Origin of the sequence: Streptomyces sp. MUSC 14 (genome assembly GCF_001866675.1) — a bacterium.
In the GTDB taxonomy this organism is placed as follows: domain Bacteria; phylum Actinomycetota; class Actinomycetes; order Streptomycetales; family Streptomycetaceae; genus Streptomyces.
The window spans coordinates 115,811-137,982 of the sequence record NZ_MLYN01000027.1 but is presented as its reverse complement, the minus strand read 5'-3'; the positions used below and the strand labels follow the sequence as shown (position 1 = coordinate 137,982).

Genomic DNA, 22,172 nt, shown 5'->3' with positions numbered 1-22,172 from the left:
GGCACCCTCTCTCGGAGGGGCGCCGGGCAGCGGCGTGTTTCCGGGACTACAGCCTGTGGATAACTCCGTGGCTGTCGGTGCGGCCCCCTATCGTGGAGGCAGCGGTCGGGATACGACACACGGGGGACCGGCGGGGGACCAGGACCATGAAAGCGACGGGCGGGATCAGCGAGATGCCACAGGTGACCGAGGGGCCGGGCGCGGCCGACAGCGAGGCGCTGGCCACGTTGCACCGGATCTTCGGATACGAGGCTTTCCGGGGCGAGCAGGAAGCGATCATCGAGCATGTGGTGGCCGGCGGCGACGCCCTCGTCCTCATGCCGACCGGCGGCGGCAAGTCGCTCTGCTACCAGATCCCTGCCCTGGTCAGACCCGGTACAGGCGTGGTGATCTCCCCACTGATCGCCCTGATGCAGGACCAGGTCGACGCCCTGCGCGCCCTCGGCGTGCGCGCCGGCTTCATGAACTCCACGCAGGACTTCGACGAGCGTCGTCTGGTCGAGGCCGAGTTCCTCTCCGGCGAGCTGGACCTGCTCTACCTGGCCCCGGAGAGGCTGCGGCTGGACACCACGCTCGACCTGCTCTCACGCGGCAAGATCTCCGTCTTCGCGATCGACGAGGCGCACTGCGTGTCCCAGTGGGGTCACGACTTCCGTCCCGACTACCTCGCGCTGTCCCTCCTCGGCGAGCGCTGGCCGGACGTCCCGCGGATCGCTCTCACGGCGACGGCGACCCGTGCCACCCACCAGGAGATCACCCAGCGGTTGAACCTGCCGACGGCCCGCCACTTCGTCGCCAGCTTCGACCGGCCCAACATCCAGTACCGGATCGTGCCCAAGGCCGACCCCAAGAAACAGCTGCTCGCGTTCCTGCGGCAGGAGCACGCGGGCGACGCGGGCATCGTGTACTGCCTGTCGCGCAACTCGGTGGAGCGGACGGCGGAGTTCCTGGCCGCCAACGGCATCGAGGCGGTGCCCTACCACGCGGGCCTGGACGCGGGCGTGCGCGCCGCTCACCAGTCCCGGTTCCTGCGCGAGGACGGCCTGGTCGTCGTGGCGACCATCGCCTTCGGCATGGGCATCGACAAGCCGGACGTACGGTTCGTCGCCCACTTGGATCTGCCCAAGTCGATCGAGGGCTACTACCAGGAGACCGGCCGCGCGGGCCGCGACGGACAGCCGTCCACGGCGTGGATGGCGTACGGCCTGAACGACGTCATACAGCAGCGCAAGCTGATCCAGTCCGGCGAGGGCGACGAGGCCTTCCGCCGCCGCGCCTCCGCCCACCTCGACGCGATGCTCGCGCTGTGCGAGACGGCCCGGTGCCGCCGCGGCCAGCTCCTCGCCTACTTCGGCCAGGACCCCGATCCGGCCGGCTGCGGTAACTGCGACACCTGCCTGACTCCGCCGGAGACCTGGGACGGCACGATCGCCGCACAGAAGGTGCTGTCGACCGTGGTACGGCTGCAGCGCGAGCGCGGGCAGAAGTTCGGCGCCGTGCAGATCGTCGACATCCTGCTCGGCAAGCGCACCGGCAAGGTCATCCAGTTCGACCACGACCAGCTGTCCGTCTTCGGTATCGGTACGGACCTCACCGAGGCCGAGTGGCGGGGCGCCATCCGGCAGCTGCTGGCCCAGGGACTGCTCGCGGTCGAGGGGGAGTACGGCACGCTGGTGCTCACCGAGGAGAGCGGTACGGTGCTGCGGCAGGAGCGGGAGGTGCCGCTGCGCAAGGAGCCGAAGAAGCCGGCCGTGGCCCGGTCGCGGTCGGCGAGTGCGTCCGGCGGCGGCAGCAAGGCCAAGGTCGCCGCGGCCGAGCTGCCCGACGAACTGCTGCCCGCCTTCGAGGCCCTGCGTGCCTGGCGCACCGAACAGGCCCGTGAGCAGGGTGTCCCGCCGTACATCGTCTTCAACGACGCCACCCTGCGCGCGATCGTCACCCTGAACCCCACCTCGGTGCACGAGCTGGGCACGGTGAGCGGCGTCGGCGAGAAGAAGCTGGCCACGTACGGGGAGGCCGTACTGGCGGTGCTGGCTTCCCGGGACGATCCGGCGGGGTCGGCGGGTCCGGCTGATCCGGCGGGGTCGGCTCCGGCCGCCGGTGCCACGCAGGACGCCGACTGGCCGGAGCAGGACGAGGAGCCGGAGCCGGACGACTGGATATAGCGGGCGGAGCGGGTCGGGCGCGTCGGGACGAGGAGACGCGGGGGATCGTCACAGCCCCCGCGCCGCATAGGCCCTGACGTCCGCGTCCGAGTCGGTCGCGGCCGTGGTGAGAGCCGCGCGGGCCTGTGCCGTGCCCCGATGCCGCGTCAGGGCCAGGACGGCCGCCTTGCGCACGTCGGCGTTGGCGTCGGCCAGGGCCTTGGCCAGCGCGGGTACGGCAGTGCCGGCGGCCGCGGCCGACAGCGCGGTGGCGGCGCCGGAGCGGACCTGCCAGGCCGGGTCGGACAGGGCGGCCACGGCCCGGGCGGCGAGCGGCGCCGGGCAGCCGGTGCCGGCCAGCGCGCCGAGCGCGGCGCCGCGGACCAGGGCATCGGTGTCCTCGGTCAGCCGGTCCAGAGCGGCGCTGACCAGTTGCTGGTCGGCTTCTGCCGACGCGGCCGGGGCGACGGCGGCCAGCGCCCTGGCCACCGTGACCCGGACCTCCCGGGAGGGATCGTCCGCGGCACCGGCCAGCGGGCGGACGGCGTCGACGGAGACCAGCGCGCGTACGGCCTCGGTACGGACGGCGATGTCGGGGTCGTCCAGCGCCGCGGCGAACACACCGGCCCCGCCGAGCCGCAGGGCGCGCAGCACATCGAGGGCTGCGGCCCGGACCACGGGGTCGGCCTGGTCGAGCGCACCGGTGAGGGCGTCGCCCAGGGCGGGGTCGGGCGGCAGGGTCTCGACGAGCTCGCGCAGCGAGGCCGCGGCGGCCGCGCGGACCTCGGCGTCGGGGTCGGCGAGCGCACCGGCCAGGGCCAGCCCGCCGCCGGGCGGCACGGTCTCGGTGAGCACCGCGACGGCCGTACGGCGCACGGCGGGGTCGGAGTCCGTCAAGTAGGGCTCCAGAGCGACGAGTTTTGGCTCCGCCTCGGCCAGTTCCAGCAGCTGGAGGAGCCGGGGCGAGGCGGCGCCGTGGGCGCCGGCCCGCACGCCGGGGGCGGAGGCGGCGGCGCGTGCGGGCGCCGGGCCTGCGGCGACCGGTGCCGCCTCGCGCGGGCCGGCCGTCGCCACGTGCTCGGGGTGGACCTCGCCGATCCGCCGGGAGGGACCGCCTGCGGGCGCGAACTCCTCGACGGGGACCAGATAGGGAGCCACGGGACGGGCCGTGAACTCCATCGCACCAGAGGGGGACTTGTGCAGATCGAGATGGTGGAACCAGGAGGCGTCGTCCCGCCCGGGATGGTCGAGACGGTCGTGGTAGAGGCCCCAGCGGGACTCGGTGCGGGCGAGAGAGGCGCGGGCGGCCATCTCGGCGCAGTCGCGGATGAAGGTGACCTCGGCGCAGCGCATCAGCTCGTGCGGGGTACGGGCGCCCATGGCGGCGATGTCGGCACGCATCCGCTCGAAGGCCTCCAGGGCGAGGGAGAGTCGCGCGCCGGACTTCGGCGGTGCCACGTAGTCGTTCACGAAGCGGCGCAGCTTGTACTCGACCTGGGGCTGCGGCGGGCCGTCCGGGTGGCGCAGCGGACGGTAGATCAGCTCGTGCGCCTCGCGGACCTGGTCCGCGGGAAGTTCACCGGAGTACGCCGTGTGCCGGGCGGCGTCCGCGCCCGCGAGGTCGCCGAAGACGAAGGCCCCGATCATGTAGTTGTGCGGGACACACGCGAGGTCACCGGCGGCGTACAGGCCGGGGACAGTCGTACGGGCGTGGTCGTCGACACGGACGCCGGAGGCGGAGTGGCCGCCGCACAGGCCGATCTCGGAGATGTGCATCTCGACGTCGTGGGTGCGGTAGTCGTGCCCGCGCCCGGCGTGGAAGGTGCCCCGGGTGGGGCGCTCGGTGGAGTGCAGGATCGACTCCAGCGCGGACACCGACTCGTCGGGGAGATGGCTGAGCTTGAGGTAGACCGGGCCGCGGTCACCGGCGACCTCGGCGGCGAACTCGGCCATCATCTGCCCGGACCAGTAGTCCGAGTCGACGAACCGCTCGCCGTGCCGGTTGACCTGGTAGCCGCCGAAGGGGTTGGCGACGTAGGCGCAGGCGGGCCCGTTGTAGTCCTTGATGAGCGGGTTGATCTGGAAGCACTCGATACCGGTCAGCTCGGCGCCCGCGTGGTAGGCCATGGCGTATCCGTCACCGGCGTTGGTGGGGTTCTCGTAGGTGCCGTACAGGTAGCCGGAGGCGGGCAGCCCGAGCCGGCCACAGGCACCGGTCGCGAGGATGACCGCCCCCGCGCGGACGGTGACGAAGGCGCCGGTGCGGGTGTGGAAGCCCGCGGCGCCCACGGCCCGCCCACCCGCCGTGAGCACCCGGACCGGCATCACACGGTTCTCGATGCGGATCCGCTCCCGCATCTCGCGCCGCCGCAACTGTCGGTAGAGGACCTTTTTGACGTCCTTGCCCTCTGGCATCGGCAGTACGTACGAGCCGGAGCGATGCACCTGGCGCACCGCGTACTCACCGTGCTCGTCCTTCTCGAACTTGACGCCGTACGACTCCAGCCGCTGCACCATCGCGAAACCCCGGGTGGCGGTCTGCCGGACGGTGGACTGGTCGACGATGCCGTCGTTGGCGCGGGTGATCTCGGCGACGTAGTCGTCGGGTTCGGCGCGGCCCGGGACGACCGCGTTGTTGACGCCGTCCATGCCCATGGCGAGCGCGCCGGAGTGACGGACGTGGGCCTTCTCCAGCAGCAGGACGCCGGCGCCGTGCTCGGCGGCGGTCAGCGCGGCCATGGTGCCGGCGGTGCCACCGCCGATGACGAGGACGTCGCAGGTCAGCTCCTCGGCGTCGGTGACGGCGGGAATCTCCGGGAGGGTGGGCGCGGGGGTGGTCACCTGGGTGCCTTTCAGGAGCCGAGCGAGGTCAGGATGTCGCGGCGCAGGGCCACGCGGGCGGGAGCGTCGACGGCCCCTCGGTCGCGGGGGCCGGGGACGTCGCGCACGGCGGCCACCCGGCCGGAACCGAGGAGGGCCACACGATCGCCGAGGAAGAGTGCCTCGTCCACGTCGTGCGTGACGAAGACGACGGTCGCGCCCGTGCCGCGCAGCACGTCCACCAGCAGGTCCTGCATGCCGGAGCGGGTCTGGGCGTCCAGGGCACCGAAAGGCTCGTCCATGAGGACCGCGCGCGGACTGTCGGCCAGCGCGCGGGCCAACTGGGCGCGCTGGCGCTGCCCGCCGGACACGCGGTGCGGCAACTGCCCCGCCTGCGCGCTGAGTCCGACGCGTTCGAGCCAGGACTCGGCCCGGGCGCGGCGTTCTCCGCGCGGTACGCCGCTGATGGCGAGCGGCAGTTCGACGTTCCCCCGCAAGGTGCGCCAGGGGAGCAGCGCGTCCTCCTGGAAGACCAGCGCACGGTCGGCCGACGGCCCGGTCAGCAGGGTGCCGTCCGCCTCGGCCGTGCCGCCCAGCACGGGCAGCAGTCCGGCGAGCGTGCGCAGCAGCGTGGACTTGCCGCAGCCCGAGGGGCCGACGACAGTGAGGATCTCGCCGGGAGCGACGTCCAGGTCGACGCCGGACAGCACCGGCGCGCCCGGCCGCCCGAGCACGGTGGAACGGAACGCGAGCCGGGTACCGCGCGCGCTCCCCGGTGCCGGCGTGGTTGCGGGAGCGGTGACGGTCTCAGACGAGGTGCTCATCGCGGGACTCCTCGGTGTCCTGGTGGCCCTGCTGCTCGGGCTGGGCGTGCTGCTCGGGATCGCGGCCGTGGCGAACGGGAGTGACGGCGGGCCGGGCCGCGCGGGTACGGCCGCCGGGGACGTACGAGGTGCGGGGCAGCCAGCGGGTCAGACGCCGGCCGAGGACCTCCACGGCCGTGGAGGTCACCCAGCCGAGAACGCCGATGGTGACCATGCCGACGAAGACGCCCGGGTAGTTCACCACCGTGTAGTCCTGCCAGGTGCGGTAACCGACCCCGTACTGGCCGGAGATCATTTCGGCGGAGATCACGCAGATCCAGGACACGCCGATACCGACCGACAGTCCGCCGAAGATCCCGGGCAGCGCGCCCGGCAGCACCACCGCCCCGAGGATCCGCAGCCGGCCACCGCCCATGGTGCGCACCGCCTCCTCCCAGACGGGGGTGAGCGCACGGACCGCGTGCCGGGTGGAGACCAGCACGGGGAAGTAGGCGGCGGTGCAGGTGATGAAGACGATGCCCTGCTCGTTGGAGGGGAAGAGGAGGATCGCCACAGGGACGAGCGCGATGGCCGGGATCGGGCGGATCACCTCCAGGACCGGGCCGAGCAGATCCTCGGCGAGCCGTGAGCGGGCCACGAGCACGCCCGTCGCCACGCCGAGGACGGCGGCCAGAGCGAAGCCGGTGAGGATCCGGGTGAGGCTGTCGGTGAGGTCGGTCCAGTAGTCGTCACCGGCGAGCCGGCCGGCGAAGGCGCGGGCCACGTCGGTGACGGTCGGGAACTGTGAGAAGCGCAGCCACAGGTCGACCTTCAGGCTGGTCAGCAGCTGCCACAGACCGAGGAAGGCCGCCAGGGAGGCGGTGCGCAGCGCGTACCGGACAAGGGATGAGCGGGTCATGCGGCCCGCTCCAGAGCCTCGCGGTACGACACGGTGCGAGCGCCTCCGTGGGCGGTGACGTAGGCCTGCGCGGTGGCCGGGGTGACGAAGGGCAGCAATCGGTCGCCGTCGGCCACCCAGACCGCCTTGTCGGCGAACCAGAGCGTGCCGGTGGTGGCATCGGGCACATAGGCGGCGCGGATGCCGTTCTGGTGCGCGGCCACGTAGGTCAGCAGCGCTTTCGCAGACGTGAAGGTGAGGGTCTTGTCGCTGTTCCTGGCCCACACCTCGCTCGCGGCCGGCGCGGGTGCGGCGGTGAGCCGCTGGGTGTAGGAGGTGCCGAGGGCCTTCTTCACGTACTGGTCGCCGACAAAGGAGTCCACGTCGATGTCGCCGGTCAGCTTGGCGGCCTTCAGCACGGACACGTCCTGCTTCAGCGCGAAGACGAGCTGGGGTTTGACGGCCGGGTCGAAGGTGGCGATGCCGTGGGCGCCGTTGTAGAGGTACACCACCTCGGCGGGCAGGCCCGTGGCTTGTGCGACTCTTTCGGCGGCGGTGACGGGGTGGGCGTTGAGGTAGTCCGTCGCCTCGGTTTGGGCCTTGAGGAAGGCCTCCAGGACGGCCGGGTGCTGCCGGGCGAAGTCTTCGCGGGCGGTCACACCGTGGAAGGTGGGCAGGTTCAGCTGGGCGCCGTCGTACAAGGCCTTTGCCTTGCCCTGGTAGGCGAGCAGCCCGGGCCAGGCGACGAACTGCGACAGGGCGTCCACGCTGCCGGAGGCCAGCGCCGAGGCGCCCACGGCAGGCTGCTGGTTGAGTTTGGAGATGCCCTCGTCCGGGTCGATGCCGGCGCGCTGAAGGGCGCGTACGAGCGTGCCGTCGGCGGCGGAGCCGATGCTTGTGGAGACCTTCTTGCCCTCCAGGTCCGTCAGCGCGACGAGTTTCGAATCAGGGGCGGTGACCACGGTGTTGAGGCCGCCGCGCAGGTTGTAGCCGGTGACCGAGACCAGGCGCGTGGGGCGGCCGAGCTGCTTGCCGCGAGCCGCGTTGAGCAGGAGCGGGAAGTCGCCCATCGAGCCGATGTCGATCTTCCCGGCGGTCATCTGGGCGGTGATCGGGGCGCCTGTGGCGTAGTCCTGCCAGTCGATCTTGTAGGTGTGGCCGTCGTGCAGGGAGCCGAGCTGCTGCTCGAAGTAGCCGAGAGAGCGCAGCAGGGTTCCCGCGGTGACGGTGTTGATGGTCTTGGACTGGTAGCCGACGGTCACGGTGATCGTGGAGCCGCCGCCCGCCTCTGCGTTGCTGCCGCAGGCGGACAGGGAGAGCAGGAGTGCGGTGGCGGACAGGGCAACTGCCGTGCGCTTCATGGGGGTTTTACCTCTCACCGGAGCAGGTAGGGCATGTTGACCGTGACGGCTCCGGTGGGACAGCGGGCCGCACACGGGCCGCAGTACCAGCACTCGTCGACGTGCATGTACGCCGTGCCGCTGCTCTCGTCGATGGCGAGGGAGTCCAGCGGGCACATGTCCACGCAGAGGGTGCAGCCGTCGATGCACTTCGACTCGTCGATGGTGACGGGCACGTCGGCCCGCTGGGGCGCCAAGGGCATGGCTGTCTCCAGGAAATGTGCAGGCAGGGTGGGGTGCGGCGGCCGTTTGCTACGACCGGTGGAGCAGGCCGCGCATGGTGATGCGGTCGCCGCGGAAGCGGATGAACTCCAGATCGACGGGGCGTCCGTCGGCGAGGTGGGTGAGGCGTTCCAGCATCAGTACGGCGCCGCCGCGCGGAGCCTGGAGCACGGCGGCGGAGTGGGCGTCCGCGTTCACCGCCTCCAGGGTGATCTCGGCGTGGCCGAGGCGCTGGCCGGTGATGGCTTCCAGGAGGCGGAAGACATCGGTGTTCTCCAGGTCGGCGCCGAGCAGGGCGGTGCCGATGTCGAGCGGGATGTAGGTGAGGTCGAGGGAAAGGGGGAGGCCGTTCAGGCGGCGCAGGCGCTCGATGTAGAGCACGTCGGCGCCGGCCGGTACGCCGAGGCGGTCGGCGACCGGGGCGGGTGCGGGGGCGGGGCCCATGGTGCGGACCTCGTTGGTGACGCGGCCGTGTTCGCGGAGGGTTTCCGCGAGACCCAGCAGATGGTCGAGCCCGTGCGGGTACTTCTGGGCGACGACCACCGTGCCGACCCCGGGCTGCCGCTCCACCAGTCCTTCGGCCCGGAGCAGGTCCAGGGCTTGGCGGACAGTGTTGCGGGAGGCGCGGTAGTCGGCGGCGAGGATCGTCTCGTGGGGGAGGGCGCCGTCCTGGAAGGCGCCGGTGAGGAGCTGGTGGCGCAGCAGGTCGGCGAGCTGCCTGGCCCGGTCCGCACGCAGCCGGCGACGTGCGCGGTGGGCGGCGACGGTGGTCGCGGCGCCCTGACCGGCGTGGTCGCGGGGGCGGTCGGTGGGTGGCATGGCTGGAACCATACCGATGTGGTGGGGAAAGGCGTGTTGCCGCAGTGTTGCGCCAGGTGAGGGGGCGTCGGATACGCCGCTGAGCTGCGGTTATCGCTCAGCGGGCGGGAAGATCTGCCACCGGCGGGCAGGTCAGGACAGGGCCGTCAGCCCCGGGGCGAACGTGATCAGCAGGGGCAGCAGCGGCACCAGGGCGGCCACCGTCGTCGTCAGGGCCCGGTGGCGGCGCAGCAGCCGCGGTGGGGGCTCCAGGAGGCGGTCCACGCGCTCGCCCAGCAGGCGGCGGCTGGAGTCGCAGGAGAGGACACCCCGGTGCTGGTTCAGCTCGATCAGTGCGAGGGCCGTGGTGAGGTGCCCGCAGCGGCGGGACGCCGTGTCGTCGGCGGCCAGCTCGACCAGGCGGTGCGTCTGGTCGCAGAAGTGGGCGAAGAGCGGCACGCGCGGGAAACCCGTGGCGAGCGCGGTGGACAGGTGCAGCAGCCAGTCGTGGTGGGCACGCGCGTGCCCGCGTTCGTGGGTGAGGACGGCGTCCAGTTGGTGGTCGGTGAGGCGTTGCAGCGCGCCCGTGGTGACGACCAGCTGTGACGGGTGGCCCGGCATCCACCAGGCGTCCGGGTACTCGTCCTCCAGCACGAGCATCGGGCCGCGCGCCGCCGGCAGCCCGGCCGGCAGGTCGGGGGCCCGCTCGCGCAGTTGCGCGCGGGCCTGGCCGCGGCTGCGGCGGGCCTCGACGATCTCCCGGGCCAGCATCGCCGTCGTCCACGCGGCCCCACAGGCCAGCAGCAGGGTGAGGGCGGTGGCCCACACCGGTGTGGCGGACAGGTCGTACGCGGCGGTGACGGAGGGCGGCGCGGGGGCGAACACGCGGTCGCGGACGGTGTGGAAGACGGCCGCCGTGCCGAGGATCAGCGCGGCCAGGCAGCACAGCAGGACGGTGGCGACCAGGCACTGCCACACCCACAGCGCGACCACGGGTTCCCGCTCGGGCCAGGCGGCACGGGTCAGCGCGCGCGGTGCCGGCAGCGCGGACGTCAGGGCGACGACGCTCAGCAGGAGCAGGCAGACGGTCATGCCGGGGCTCCGGTTCCTGGTCGGAGAGGGGCGCGGGTGCGCGTGGTGCGGGGGCGATGTGCCGGGGGCGCGTCGCATGGTGCGTTGTCCGCCCAGTATGCCGGGGAGGAGCGGCGAGAGGCAGGCCTCGGCAGTGATCCGTCCCGCACCCCCGGCCGCCTCGTTCCGTCACGTCCGGCGCGGCCGGCCTCCGTGAGCGGAAGCCCTGCGTCTTCCGGTCCCGCGAGGCCTGCCGCACCGCCTCCGGCACGCCGTCCGGCCCGAATCCCGGCGCCCAGGTCACGAACTCCCTCGTGCCGTGGGTGGGTTCCGTCGCCCGGCTCAGGCCGTCCGGCGAGGCCGCCGTGTCGGACGTCGCCAGTACCTGCCGCTACGCACGCACGCGCGTGGCGATTGCGCGGCTCATGCCGGGACGACCCGGCCGCTGACCTCCCCCAGGCCGACCCGGTGTCCGTCCGGGCCGGGGGCCCACGCGGACAGTGTCACCACGTCGCCGTCCTCCAGGAAGGCCCGCTTGCCGTCGGGGAGTTCGAGGGGCTCGCGGCCGTTCCAGGTCAGCTCCAGGAGGGAGCCGCGCTGGTCCTCCTCGGGGCCGCTCACCGTGCCCGAGCCGTAAAGGTCGCCGGTGCGCAGCGAGGCGCCGTTCACCGTCATGTGGGCGAGCTGCTGGGCGGCGGTCCAGTACATGGTCGAGAACGGCGGCTCGGAGACCACATGGCCGTTGATCGCCACGGAGATCCGCAGGTCGTAGCCGCCCGGCTCGATGCCCGGCGCCGCGTCGTCCAGATAGGGCAGCAGGGGGTGCGTGCGCTCCGGTGCGGCCACGCGCGCGTGCGCCAGCGCGTCCAGCGGGGTGATCCATGCGGACACGGAGGTGGCGAAGGACTTGCCGAGGAACGGGCCGAGGGGGACGTACTCCCAGGCCTGGATGTCCCGCGCGGACCAGTCGTTCAGCAGGCAGAGGCCGAAGACGTGCTCCCGGAAGTCGCCGAGTGCGACCGGGCTGCCCAGTGCGGACGGGACGCCCACGACGAAGCCGACCTCGGCCTCGATGTCCAGCCGGATCGACGGGCCGAACACGGGTGCCGGGTCGGCCGGGCCCTTGCGCTGCCCGGACGGGCGTACGACGTCCGTGCCCGAGACGACGACCGTGCCGGAACGGCCGTGGTATCCGATCGGCAGATGCTTCCAGTTGGGGGTGAGGGAGTCCGCGGCGTCCGGGCGGAAGATCTGGCCGACGTTCCGCGCGTGGTTCTCCGAGGCGTAGAAGTCGACGTAGTCCGCGACCTCGAAGGGCAGGTGCAGGGTCACCTCGGACAAGGGGCGGAACAGCGGCTCCACGGCCTCGCGGTGTGCGGGGTCCGTGACCCAGGCCGTGACGGCGTCCCGTACCTGCGACCACGTCGCGCGGCCCGCGGCCAGCAGGGCGTTGAGGGTGGGGCGGGCGAGCAGCGCCTGGTGCGGCGAGCCGAGGGCGGCGGCCGCTGCGCCCGCGTCGAGGACGTGGTCCCCGAGCCGGACGCCGACCCTTCGCTCCGTGCTGCCGGAGGGCGAGAACACGCCATAGGGAAGGTTGTGCGGGCCGAAGGGGTCGCCCTCGGGGACGTCGAAGGGGGGCATGGGGTGCTGCCTCACTCTCATCCGGGCCATGCATGGCGATGCGTTCCATGTGGTCGCGCCACACGTTACGGCCGAGACGCGTGTCTTGGGCAGTGCCCCGAGGTGTGCCCCGGTGCATGTCCCGCCAGGTGCCGCGAAGGTTGCCCGCGCGATGCCTAAAGGGTTCGCAATGTCCGAATAGGCCTTGTCGGAGTGGGCAATTCCGGCTTAGCGTCCTTTGGGGACACGGACGGGCTGGATCCGTTCCGTTGGGGGGACACGTGGGGGGACCCGTGGCCGGAGACGCCGTCAGTGTGCCGTTCGAGGCCGACCGTGACGTGCCGGGGCTGATCGTCAAGTTCGGCGATTATCCGCTGCACCACGGCGGTGTAGGCGCCATTCGCAGTCTGGGCCGCCTCGGCGTGCCCATGTACGCCATCACCGAGGACCCGTACACGCCGGCGGCTTCCTCGCGCTATCTGAAGAAGGCGTTCGTGTGGCCGACGACCGGCGCGGAGGAACCGGGCCACCTGGTCGAGGGGCTGCTGCGCGTCGGCCGCCGCATCGGCCGCCCGACCGTCCTGATACCGACCGACGAAGAGGCTGCCGTCCTGATCGCCGAGCACCAGGACGAGCTGGCCGGACCTTTTCTCTTCCCGAGGGTCGAGCCGGGGCTCCCGCGCCGGCTCGCGAGCAAACAGGGGCTGCACGAACTGTGCGTCGAGCACGGCATCGCCAGCCCGTCGGCCGCGTTCCCGGAGTCGTACGGCGACATCGTCGCCTTCGCGGACACGGCCCGCTTCCCGGTGGTGGCCAAGAACCGCGAGGCGTTCGTACGGCGGAGCCGGCCTGCCGTGAACGGCACCACGCGGATCGCCACCCGGGAGGGTCTGCTCGCCCTGGCTCGCGACTGGGGCGACGAGCCGGGCGTCATCCTCCAGGAGTACCTCCCGCGCGAGGAGGCCGAGGACTGGATCGTGCACGCCTGCTTCGGCCCGGACTCCACCCCGCTCGCGCTGTTCACCGGCGTCAAGGTCCGCTCGTGGCCGCCGCACGCCGGGATGACGGCGAACGCCTACGTCGTCGACAACCCGGAACTCGCCGACGTCGCCGCACGTTTCATCAAACAGATCGGCTTCAGCGGCATCATCGACCTCGACCTGCGCTTCGACCGGCGCGACGGACAGTACAAACTCCTGGACTTCAACCCCCGCATGGGCGCCCAGTTCCGGCTCTTCGAGAACGAGTCGGGGGTGGACGTGGTCCGCGCCCTGCACCTGCACCTGACCGGCCGCGCCGTACCGGAGGGGGAACAGCGCGCCGGCCACCGCTACGTCGTGGAGAACATCGACCTGCCCGCCCTCCTCGCCTACCGCCGCAGCGGCTACACGACGCCGCACGCGCCGGCGAAGGCGAGCGGGACGGAGCTGGCCTGGTTCGCGGGTGACGACCCGCTGCCGTTCCTCACGATGCTCGCCCGGTTCGTGCGCCCGGGCGCGAAGCACCTCTATCAGCTGTGGCGGACCAACCGCCGCGGCGGCAGCACCTCCACGAAGTAGGCAAAGCCACCGAGACAAGAGTGGCGCACCGTGTCCTGGGGAGGGACTTCGTGACTCGACCGGTTGCAGTCATCGGGGCCGGGCCGTTCGGCCTGTCCACCTCCGCCCATCTCCGCGCGCGCGGCATCCCCGTCCGCGTCTTCGGCGACCCCATGGTCAGCTGGCGCGCCCACATGCCCGAGGGCATGCTCCTGAAGTCGACACCCGCCGCGTCGAATCTGGACTGCCCGCAGCCCGGCCACACGCTCGCCGACTACTGCGCCGCGGCCGGGATCCGCCGTCTGGTGACCGACGAGGACATCATCCCCGTGGAGACCTTCGTCGCCTACGGCGAGTGGTTCCAGCAGAAGCTGCTGCCCGGCCTGGAGCGGGTACGGGTCGTGTCCGTCGACCGGGACCCGCGCGGTGGCTTCGAAATCAAGCTGGACTCGGGAGAGTTGTTCCCCGCGCGTGCGGTCGTCGTCGCCACCGGCCTGTCCGGCCTCGCCCACCTTCCGCCGGAACTCGCGGGCGCGGCGTCCGACGGGCCTTCCGCGTCCGGCCCGCTCTCGCACAGCTCCCAGCACCACGACCTCGGCCGGTTCACCGGCCGGGAGCTGATCGTCGTCGGGGCCGGCCAGTCCGCGCTGGAGACGGCCGCGCTCGCCGCCGAAGCCGGCGCACGCGTGCGCGTGGTCGCGCGCGGACGCGGCCGGGTCGCCTTCGGCGCGCCGCCCTGGGAGCAGCCGAGGCTGCGTCCCGCATCCCCCTTCGGCCGCGCCTGGTCGCTGTGGGCGCTGAGCTACTACCCGCACCCCTACCGCCACCTGCCCGAGCCGACCCGTCACTACCTGGCCCGCCGGGTCCTCGGACCGCTCGGCGCCTGGTGGCTGCGCGAGCGGTTCGACAGCGCCGTACAGGTGCAGGAAGTCGAGCGGATCGTCCGCGCGGAGGCATCGGACGGCAGTCCTGTCCTCACGGTCCGCACGTTCTCCCGCCCTGGCACCTCCCCGCGCGCGGGGAACCCTGCCGACGGTACGGAACGGCTCACCGCCGACCACCTCATCGCGGCCACCGGCTACCGCGTCGACATCGCGGCGATGGACTTCCTCGGCCACGGCCTGCGCACCCGGCTCGCCGTGAGCCGCGGCGCGCCGAGGCTCGGCCCCGGCTTCGTCTCCTCCGTCCCCGGCCTGTACTTCACCGGCCTGCCGGCGGCGTCGTCGTACGGCCCGGTGATGCGCTTCGTGTGCGGCACGGAGTTCGCCTCGCCGCGCCTGGCAGGGCACCTGGCGGCGGCCCACGGCTGACGAAGCGGCCGTATCCGGGGGCGGCGGCGTATTCCGGGTCTGCGGCAGCGTCATCAGGCGGTTTGCGGGCTCCACTTGGGGGTGATGAGCACGTAAGTACGCAGTACGGCAAGGTGAGTCGGACCGGCCCCGCGTCCGTATTCTCTGATCATGGCAGCCGCATACGCACTGATCGCCACTGACCTGGACGGAACGCTGCTGCGGGGCGACGACACGGTCTCCGACCGGTCGCTCGCCGCGCTCGCACGGGCGGCGCGGGCCGGTGCCCGGCATCTGGTGGTGACGGGCCGCCCGGCCCCTCGGGTACGGCCGCTGCTCGCGCGTCTCGGCTGCACGGGGCTCGCGGTGTGCGGGCAGGGCGCGCAGGTCTACGACGCCGGAAGCGGGCGCCTGCTGTGGTCGGTCCGGCTGCACCGGGAGCTGGCCGAGGAGGCGCTCGGCAAGATCGAGGCCGAGGTGGGGCAGGTCTACGCGGCCGTCGACCAGGACGGCGTCGACGGGCTCACGCTGATCGAGCCCGGCTACCGGATGCCGCACCCGACCCTTCCCTCGGTACGGGTCGGCCGGCGCGACGAGCTGTGGCGCAGGCCCATCAGCAAGGTGCTGCTGCGCCATGCCGCCCTGTCCGACGACGAGTTGGCGGCTGTCGCGCGCGCGGTGGTGGGCTCGCTCGCGACGGTCACCATGTCGGGGCCGGGGACCGTGGAGCTCCAGCCGTCCGGGGTGACCAAGGCGACCGGGCTGGCACTCGCCGCCGAGCGGCTCGGCGTCGGCGCCCGACAGGCGCTGGCGTTCGGGGACATGCCCAACGACATCCCGATGTTCGACTGGGCCGGGCACGGGGTCGCCATGGCCGGCGCGCATCCCGAACTGAAGGCGTTGGCCGATGAGATCACCATGTCGAACGAGGACGACGGCGTCGCCGTCGTCCTCGAAAGACTGTTTCCGACCGGCTGACCGGTGCATCGGTGCGCGCAGGTCAGCCGGGTCTCGGACGGTCCCCCACCGGGCCGCGTCAGGGCCGCGGTGTCTCAGTACGCGCTGTGGACGTTGTCGATCGAGCCGTAGCGCGCGGCGGCGTAGTTGCAGGCCGCGGTGATGTTCGCGACCGGGTCGTACGGGTCGAGCGCGGTGCCGGTCACGTGGTAGGCCCGGAAGGTCGGGTCGATGACCTGGAGCAGGCCCTTGGACGGGATGCCGGCGGCGGCGTTGGAGTCCCAGTTGTTGATGGCCGTCGGGTTGCCGGAGGACTCCCGCATGACGTTGCGGTAGATGCCGTTGTAGGAGCCCGGGATGCCCTTCTGGGCCATGATCGAGAGGGACTCGCGGATCCAGCCGTCGAGGGTGTTCGTGTACCCGGAGGCGTTCACGAGGGACGTGGTCGTGGCGGTCGGCGAGGGCGTGCTGGTGGCGGCGGAGGCGCTGGTGGCACCGATGAGCGGCATCGCGAGGACGGCGGCACCGGTGCCGGCGACGGCGAGGGTGCGCAGGAGACGGCTGGTGCGGGTACGACGATGCTGAGCGGCAGCGGACATGGGGAGTTCCTCTCCGTCGCCTGCGAGGTGAGCTGTCGGGTTCGGGCGGGGAGGTGCCCGGCCGTGCCTTCGCGGGAAGGCGCGGCTTCACCCCTAGCCGTTCCGGTGCGGCGTGTGCCGACCGGTCCGGCGACTTACCTGGGTCCCCCGCTCCTGCCGTACGAATGAGTTCGCGGATGGTGGTGCGGGCGGCGGCAGGATTCGGCGTCCGCCCGGCGAGCCGGAACGTATGCGAGAGCACATGTCGGGAACAAGTGCTGGAATCACACAACGTCCCGTTTGACCTTGAAGTGCGCCCTATGAGGCACTTGATCCTTTGCGGTTGCCAATCCTCAACTCCCCCGCGAGGCAAGGGGAACGGATGGACCGGCCATCGATGGGTGGACGTCGGCCCCCGTGACTCAAGTCACGAAGGAGCAAATCGCCATAGAGTGTGCATAAGGGATTTAACAGACTCGCGCTCCGAGTGGCGCAGGTCGTAGAGGGGGACGTGAAGGGGAGGTGAGGGGGCGGGCCGGGGTGGAGGTGTTACTCCGCTCGCTCCTCGGTGTGCGACAAAGTGCGTAGCATCCTATAAGTCAATAAATGTCCGCTCTTATCGTCTGATCGAAAACAAGCCGGTCATGATCCAATACCGCCTGTGCTGGACCGGTGGGCGCTATCGGTGATCGAAACAGGACCGGATACGCTGACTTGAGTGATGGCAGCGACCTATCGACAAACCGTGTAATCGCCAGCAGACACCAGCAGACAGGAGACCCCTCGTGACCGTCGTCGGGCCGTTCGGGCTGAGCGTGCGGGACCAGGCTCTCGAAGCCGATGTCCAGGCCGGATTGGCGGCTGTCGAGGAAGGCTTGCTCGAGGCCACCAAGAGCGAGGTCCCGTTCATCACGGAGGCCGCGCAGCACCTCGTACGGGCCGGCGGGAAGCGGTTCCGGCCGCTGCTCGTGATGCTCGCGGCGCAGTTCGGCGACCGCCACGCGCCGGGCATCGTGCCGTCGGCCGTCGTCGTGGAGCTGACCCACCTCGCCACGCTGTACCACGACGACGTCATGGACGAGGCGGCCGTGCGGCGCGGTGTGGACAGCGCCAACACCCGCTGGGGCAACTCCGTCGCGGTCCTCACCGGTGACTTCCTCTTCGCCCGCGCCTCCCAGATCCTCGCCGACCTCGGGCCCGAGGCGGTCCGGGTGCAGGCCCTCGCGTTCGAGCGGCTGGTCACGGGCCAGATCCTGGAGACGGCGGGCCCCTCGGACGGCCGTGACCCGGTCGAGCACTACCTGGACGTACTCGGTGGCAAGACCGGCTCGCTGGTGGCAGTCTCGTGCCGGTTCGGCGCGATGATGTCGGGCGCCGACGAGACGGTCGTCGACGTCCTCACCCAGTACGGCGAGCGGCTCGGTGTCGCCTTCCAGCTCGCCGACGACGTCCTGGACATCGCCTCCGACTCGCACGAGTCCGGCAAGACCCCGGGCACCGACCTGCGTGAGGGCATCCCGACGCTGCCCGTGCTCCGGCTGCGCGAGCGCGCGGCCCGGCTGGGGCTGCCCGAGGACCTCGCGCTGTGCGAGCTGCTGGACTCCGACCTCACCGACGACGCCCGGCACGCCGAGGCCCTGACCGCCCTGCGCGCGCACCCCGCGCTGGAGCAGGCCCGCCGCGACACCGTGCGCTACGCCGAGGAGGCCCGGGCCGCGCTGTCGCCGCTGCAGGACTGCGACGCCAAGGCGGCTCTGCTGGAGCTGTGCGACGCCGTGGTGCACCGCGCGGGCTGAGTCCCTGGACACGACGGCGGGCCGGTCCAGGACGGTGTTCCGGTCCCACGGCAGCGTGCCGGACCGTCCCCGCGGCACAGCGGCTGACGTGTCCACGACCTGGCGTACAGCCGGGCACGCCCCCTAGGGGTCGCGGCAGCCGTCACCCCTGGGTGTCATACCGCAGTCGTACACGGAGTTGGCTCCGTGGTCTGACGCTTCCTCATGGCCGATTTGGTGAGATGGGGAACACGGACATCACCACTCCTCACCGATTCGGGTGAGAATGGCGGCTCAGGGTGGACCAGCGTGAGGACAGCCGCCGCCGACGACGGAGGTAAGGCACACATGGCACCGTACGAATCCGACGACGCGGTGGACGCCGCGCGGGACGAGAACCCGCACGCCGGACGCCGCAAGGCCGCGCGTTACGCGGTTCCGGTCGCGGTGGTGGGCGTGGCGGCGGCCACGATCGGGCTGGTCCCGGCGCTCGCCGCCTCGGGCGACCCCGACCTGCCCAAGATCACCGCGAAGCAGCTCATCGACAAGATCGCCAAGTCGGACGTGCAGCAGCTGTCCGGCACGGTGAAGATCAGCACCGACCTCGGCCTGCCGAACCTCGGCGGCCTGGAGAGCAGCCTGGCCTCCGGCGCCGGCAAGGGATCCGGCGACGGTTCCTCCGCCGACCCGCAGGCCAAGCTCACCGAGCTGGTCTCCGGCACGCACACGCTGCGCGTCGCCGCCGACGGCCCGGACAAGCAGAAGATCTCGCTGCTGGAGAGCGGCTCCGAGTACAGCCTCATCCACGACGGTGCGAACGTGTGGGGCTACGACAGCAAGACCAACTCGGTCTCCCACAGCACCTCCGCCGCGACCGGCAAGGACCGCGGTGCCGAGCAGCCGCCGGCCACGCCGAAGGACTTCGCCGACCAGGCGCTGAAGGCGGTGGACGGCACCACGTCCGTCACCGTCGACGGCACCGAGCAGGTCGCCGGCCGCGCCGCCTACAAGCTGCTGATCAAGCCCCGCCAGCCGGGCACCACGGTCGGCGCGATCAGCATCGCGGTCGACTCGAAGACCGGCATGCCGCTGAAGTTCACGCTGACCCCGAAGAGCGGCGGCGCCGCCGTCGTCGACGCGGGCTTCACCGAGGTCTCCTTCGCCAGGCCGGCCGCTTCCACGTTCACCTTCACCCCGCCCAAGGGCGCGAAGGTGACGGAGCAGAAGAAGGGCGCCACGGCCCGGGAGCACGACGGGTTCAAGCCCGGCGAGGGCTTCGCCCAGGGCCACGACAAGGGCACTGTCATCGGCAAGGGCTGGACGTCCGTCGCCACGTTCGACACGGGCGCCAAGGGCGGCCTGCCGAGCGGCGGTTCCAAGGCCGGCGACGTCAGCGGTTTCCTCGGCTCGCTCGGCGACAAGGTCTCCGGCACGTTCGGCAAGGGCACGGTCTTCTCCACCCGCCTGGTCAACGTCCTGATGACCGACGACGGCAAGGTCTACGCCGGCGCGGTGACGAAGGACGCCCTGGTGAAGGCGGCGAACGAAGGAAAGTGACCCCGTCCGGGCACTACGGACCGTGATCGCGCGTTGACCTCTACGGAGCACGAATCGAGGGGGAGCCGATGGACGGACCGTCCGCCACGGAGCGGGAGGCGGGGGACGCCGAGCAGCATGTCCCGGGGCAGGCCGAGGCGAGCGTCATCGCCACGCGCGGCCTCACCAAGCGCTACCGCGGCGGACAGCTCGCCGTGGACGGTCTGGATCTGACCGTCCCGGCGGGCAGCGTCTTCGGCTTCCTCGGTCCGAACGGCTCGGGCAAGACTACGACCATCCGCATGCTGATGGGCCTGATCGAGCCGACCGCCGGCACGGCCCGTGTGCTGGGCCGCCCGATGCCCCGGGCGGCCCGCTCCGTGCTGCCCGAGGTCGGCGCGCTCATCGAGGGCCCCGCGCTGTACGGCTTCCTCTGCGGCCGGGACAACCTGCTGCGCTACGACGCCGCCGACCCGACCGCCGACCCCCGCACCCGGCGCGCCCGCGTCGCCGCCGCCCTGGACCGGGTGGGCCTCGCGGCGGCCGCCGGAAAGAAGGCGCGAGCGTACTCGCTGGGCATGAAGCAGCGCCTGGGGCTCGCGGCCGCCCTGCTCCGGCCGCGCCGGCTGCTCGTCCTGGACGAGCCCACCAACGGTCTCGACCCGCAGGGCATGCGGGAGATCCGCGCCCTGATCAGAGAGCTGGCCGCCGACGGCACGACGGTCTTCCTCTCCTCTCACCTGCTCGACGAGATCGAGCAGGTGTGCACGCACGCGGCGGTCATGACGCAGGGCCGGCTCGTCACCCAGGGCGCGGTGGCCGACCTGGCGGCCGGGGCGCGCGGCCGGCTGGTGGTCATCACCCCGGATCCGGCCGAGGCCGCCCGGGTGCTGAAGGAACAGGGCGTCGGGGACGTCACCGCCGACGGCGACCGGGTCACCGGCGAACCGCCCGCGCGGGACCTCGCCGAGGTGAACGCCGCGCTGGTCACGGCGGGCGTGCGGGTGCGCGGCCTCGCGCTCGAACGGGCCTCGCTGGAGGACGCGTTCGTGGCGCTGACAGGGGAGGGTTTCGATGTCGCGGGCTGAGACGGATCCCCCGTCCGAGAAGGATCCCGGGACCAGGGCGGTTCCCGTGTCCGGGGCGGCCCTCGCCTCCGCCGTGCGGCGACCGAGCCCGCTGTGGACGTTCGGGCTGCTGCGCAGCGAGCTGGTCACGACCGTCCGGCGCTGGCGCACGCTCGCCTTGCTCGCAGTGCTGGCCGCGGTGCCGGTGCTGGTCGGGATCGCGGTGAAGATCGAGACGCGCGGCGGCGGGTCGGCGGACCATGGCGGCCAGGGCCCGGCGTTCATCTCGCAGATCACCAACAACGGCCTGTTCCTGGTGTTCACGGCGCTCGCCGCGACCCTGCCGTTCTTCCTGCCGATGGCCGTCGGCGTCGTCGCGGGCGACGCGATAGCGGGCGAGGCGGGCGCGGGCACCCTGCGCTATCTGCTGGTGGCCCCGGCCGGCCGCACCCGGCTGCTGCTCACCAAGTACGCGACGGTGATGGCCTTCTGTCTGCTGGCCACCCTGGTCGTCGCCGTCTCGGCGCTGATCGTCGGTGTGCTGCTCTTCCCGCTGGGCGACCTCACGACGATATCCGGCACGCGGATCAGCTTCGTCGAAGGTCTCGGCCGGGCCCTGCTGATCGCTCTGGTCGTCGCCCTCTCGCTGATCGGCGTGGCCGCGCTCGGCCTGTTCGTCTCGACGCTCACCAACAGCGGCATCGCGGCGATGGCGACCACCGTAGGCCTGCTCATCACCGTCCAGATCCTCGACCAGATACCCCAGTTGCACGCCCTCCAGCCGTACTTCTTCTCGCACTACTGGCTGTCCTTCGCCGACCTGATACGCGACCCGGTCTACTGGGACGACCTGCAGAAGAACCTCGGCCTCCAGACGCTGTACGCGGCGGTGTTCGGCACGGCGGCCTGGGCGAGGTTCACGGTGAAGGACATCAGCGCCTGACCTGTTCGGACCGGCTCAGCCTTCTCGTGCCGCCTCGTACGGGAAACGGGCGAGGGGCGCGTCCTGGGCGAAGAACGTCTTCGCGCGGGTGAGGGCGTCGGTGTCCTGCAGCACGTCGCCCGGTCCGCTGCCGTTGCCCAGCAGGACCCCGCCGAAGCGCATGCCCATGTACGCGGCCGAGTTGTTGAGCGTGCCGACGTAGGGAGCGGCGACCGACGACTCACGGTGGGCCAGTGCGGCGACGCCCCACAGGGTGCGGCCGGCCAGGGTGGCCCTGAAGTCCAGACCGGGCGTGCGCAGCCAGCCCGACCAGTGGTCGAGATAGCGCTTGGTGAGGCCGGACACCGAGTACCAGTACAGCGGCGAGGCGATGACGATGTCCGTGGCCGCGAGGGTGGCGTCCAGCAGCAGGCCGGCGGTGCTGTCCGGCGACGGTGCCGTGTGGTCGGCGTCGTGCCGCAGGTCCGCGAAGTCGGGCAGTGGGTGGTCGGCGAGGCGGATCCAGCGCTGTTCGACGTCAGCGGGCAACTGCGCGGCCGCCTCGCGGGCCAGCAGCTCGGTGTTGCCCTCGGTGCGGGCGCTGCCGAGCAGGAACAGGAAACGGCGACTCATGAGTCCCCCAGGAGAGTGCTGTCGTGGCCCAAATAAAGGCGTATGCATTTTATGCATACGCAATTAACTTTGGCCAGGGCTGCCGGGCGCGGCTGGTGCGA

The 22,172-nt window shown here is 71.9% G+C and carries 18 protein-coding genes and 1 riboswitch; of the genes, 8 read left to right on the top strand and 10 right to left on the bottom strand.

The window, feature by feature from the left end; genetic code table 11:
- The first annotated feature begins 146 nt into the window (after nucleotides 1-146).
- Nucleotides 147-2,165, top strand: coding sequence for a DNA helicase RecQ (recQ, locus tag BIV25_RS18525; protein ID WP_071373440.1), 2,019 nt, complete (start codon nucleotides 147-149; stop codon nucleotides 2,163-2,165).
- Nucleotides 2,166-2,213: 48 nt separating this feature from the next.
- Here the strand turns inward: recQ and BIV25_RS18520 are convergent, their stop codons facing one another.
- From BIV25_RS18520 to fahA, 8 genes are all read right to left on the bottom strand, one after another.
- Nucleotides 2,214-4,985, bottom strand: a complete 2,772-nt coding sequence (locus tag BIV25_RS18520; RefSeq protein WP_071373439.1) for a fumarate reductase/succinate dehydrogenase flavoprotein subunit — start codon at nucleotides 4,983-4,985, stop codon at nucleotides 2,214-2,216.
- Nucleotides 4,986-4,996: 11 nt separating this feature from the next.
- Nucleotides 4,997-5,788: an ABC transporter ATP-binding protein gene (locus tag BIV25_RS18515; RefSeq protein WP_071373438.1), complete on the bottom strand. Its 792-nt coding sequence runs from the start codon at nucleotides 5,786-5,788 to the stop codon at nucleotides 4,997-4,999.
- Nucleotides 5,772-6,686, bottom strand: a complete 915-nt coding sequence (locus BIV25_RS18510; protein WP_071373437.1) for an ABC transporter permease — start codon at nucleotides 6,684-6,686, stop codon at nucleotides 5,772-5,774. The genes BIV25_RS18515 and BIV25_RS18510 overlap by 17 nt, the downstream gene beginning before the upstream one ends.
- Nucleotides 6,683-8,026 carry an ABC transporter substrate-binding protein gene (locus BIV25_RS18505; RefSeq protein ID WP_071373436.1) on the bottom strand — a complete coding sequence of 448 codons (1,344 nt, stop codon included), beginning with the start codon at nucleotides 8,024-8,026 and terminating at the stop codon, nucleotides 6,683-6,685. Before BIV25_RS18505 ends, BIV25_RS18510 begins: the two co-directional genes overlap by 4 nt.
- 14 nt (nucleotides 8,027-8,040) lie before the next feature.
- Nucleotides 8,041-8,268: a ferredoxin family protein gene (locus BIV25_RS18500; protein WP_066995505.1), complete on the bottom strand. Its 228-nt coding sequence runs from the start codon at nucleotides 8,266-8,268 to the stop codon at nucleotides 8,041-8,043.
- Between the two features lie 49 nt (nucleotides 8,269-8,317).
- Entirely contained in the window at nucleotides 8,318-9,106 is a 789-nt protein-coding gene (locus tag BIV25_RS18495) for a GntR family transcriptional regulator (RefSeq protein ID WP_071373435.1), read from the bottom strand.
- A 132-nt stretch (nucleotides 9,107-9,238) separates the two neighbouring features.
- On the bottom strand, nucleotides 9,239-10,177 hold the full coding sequence (locus tag BIV25_RS18490; RefSeq protein ID WP_071373434.1) for a M56 family metallopeptidase: 939 nt from the start codon (nucleotides 10,175-10,177) through the stop codon (nucleotides 9,239-9,241).
- Nucleotides 10,178-10,579: 402 nt separating this feature from the next.
- The gene (gene fahA / locus BIV25_RS18485) at nucleotides 10,580-11,797 is read right to left on the bottom strand and encodes a fumarylacetoacetase (protein WP_071373433.1); all 1,218 of its coding nucleotides are present in this window, start codon (nucleotides 11,795-11,797) and stop codon (nucleotides 10,580-10,582) included.
- A 293-nt stretch (nucleotides 11,798-12,090) separates the two neighbouring features.
- Between fahA and BIV25_RS18480 the strand changes: the two genes are divergently transcribed.
- From BIV25_RS18480 to BIV25_RS18470, 3 genes are all read left to right on the top strand, one after another.
- A complete protein-coding gene (locus BIV25_RS18480; RefSeq protein WP_071373473.1) occupies nucleotides 12,091-13,335 on the top strand; it encodes an ATP-grasp domain-containing protein in 1,245 nt (414 codons plus the stop codon).
- A gap of 50 nt (nucleotides 13,336-13,385) precedes the next feature.
- Nucleotides 13,386-14,624 carry an FAD-dependent oxidoreductase gene (locus BIV25_RS18475; RefSeq protein WP_071373472.1) on the top strand — a complete coding sequence of 413 codons (1,239 nt, stop codon included), beginning with the start codon at nucleotides 13,386-13,388 and terminating at the stop codon, nucleotides 14,622-14,624.
- Between the two features lie 150 nt (nucleotides 14,625-14,774).
- Nucleotides 14,775-15,581, top strand: a complete 807-nt coding sequence (locus BIV25_RS18470) for an HAD family hydrolase (RefSeq protein ID WP_071373432.1) — start codon at nucleotides 14,775-14,777, stop codon at nucleotides 15,579-15,581.
- A gap of 74 nt (nucleotides 15,582-15,655) precedes the next feature.
- On the opposite strand, the gene BIV25_RS18465 is transcribed toward BIV25_RS18470, so the two are convergent.
- Nucleotides 15,656-16,159, bottom strand: a complete 504-nt coding sequence (locus BIV25_RS18465) for a transglycosylase SLT domain-containing protein (RefSeq protein ID WP_071373431.1) — start codon at nucleotides 16,157-16,159, stop codon at nucleotides 15,656-15,658.
- Between the two features lie 4 nt (nucleotides 16,160-16,163).
- Nucleotides 16,164-16,344: riboswitch (cyclic di-AMP (ydaO/yuaA leader) on the bottom strand.
- Between the two features lie 579 nt (nucleotides 16,345-16,923).
- Here BIV25_RS18465 and BIV25_RS18460 point away from each other — a divergent pair.
- From BIV25_RS18460 to BIV25_RS18445, 4 genes are all read left to right on the top strand, one after another.
- A complete protein-coding gene (locus tag BIV25_RS18460) occupies nucleotides 16,924-17,934 on the top strand; it encodes a polyprenyl synthetase family protein (RefSeq protein ID WP_071373430.1) in 1,011 nt (336 codons plus the stop codon).
- 327 nt (nucleotides 17,935-18,261) lie between these two features.
- Nucleotides 18,262-19,470 carry an outer membrane lipoprotein carrier protein LolA gene (locus BIV25_RS18455; RefSeq protein ID WP_071373429.1) on the top strand — a complete coding sequence of 403 codons (1,209 nt, stop codon included), beginning with the start codon at nucleotides 18,262-18,264 and terminating at the stop codon, nucleotides 19,468-19,470.
- Between the two features lie 68 nt (nucleotides 19,471-19,538).
- Complete coding sequence (locus BIV25_RS18450; protein ID WP_071373428.1) at nucleotides 19,539-20,537, top strand: ABC transporter ATP-binding protein; 999 nt, start codon at nucleotides 19,539-19,541, stop codon at nucleotides 20,535-20,537.
- Complete coding sequence (locus BIV25_RS18445; RefSeq protein WP_071373427.1) at nucleotides 20,524-21,459, top strand: ABC transporter permease; 936 nt, start codon at nucleotides 20,524-20,526, stop codon at nucleotides 21,457-21,459. Before BIV25_RS18450 ends, BIV25_RS18445 begins: the two co-directional genes overlap by 14 nt.
- A 15-nt stretch (nucleotides 21,460-21,474) precedes the next feature.
- Here the strand turns inward: BIV25_RS18445 and BIV25_RS18440 are convergent, their stop codons facing one another.
- The gene (locus tag BIV25_RS18440) at nucleotides 21,475-22,071 is read right to left on the bottom strand and encodes a flavodoxin family protein (protein WP_071373426.1); all 597 of its coding nucleotides are present in this window, start codon (nucleotides 22,069-22,071) and stop codon (nucleotides 21,475-21,477) included.
- Between the last annotated feature and the right edge of the window lie 101 nt (nucleotides 22,072-22,172).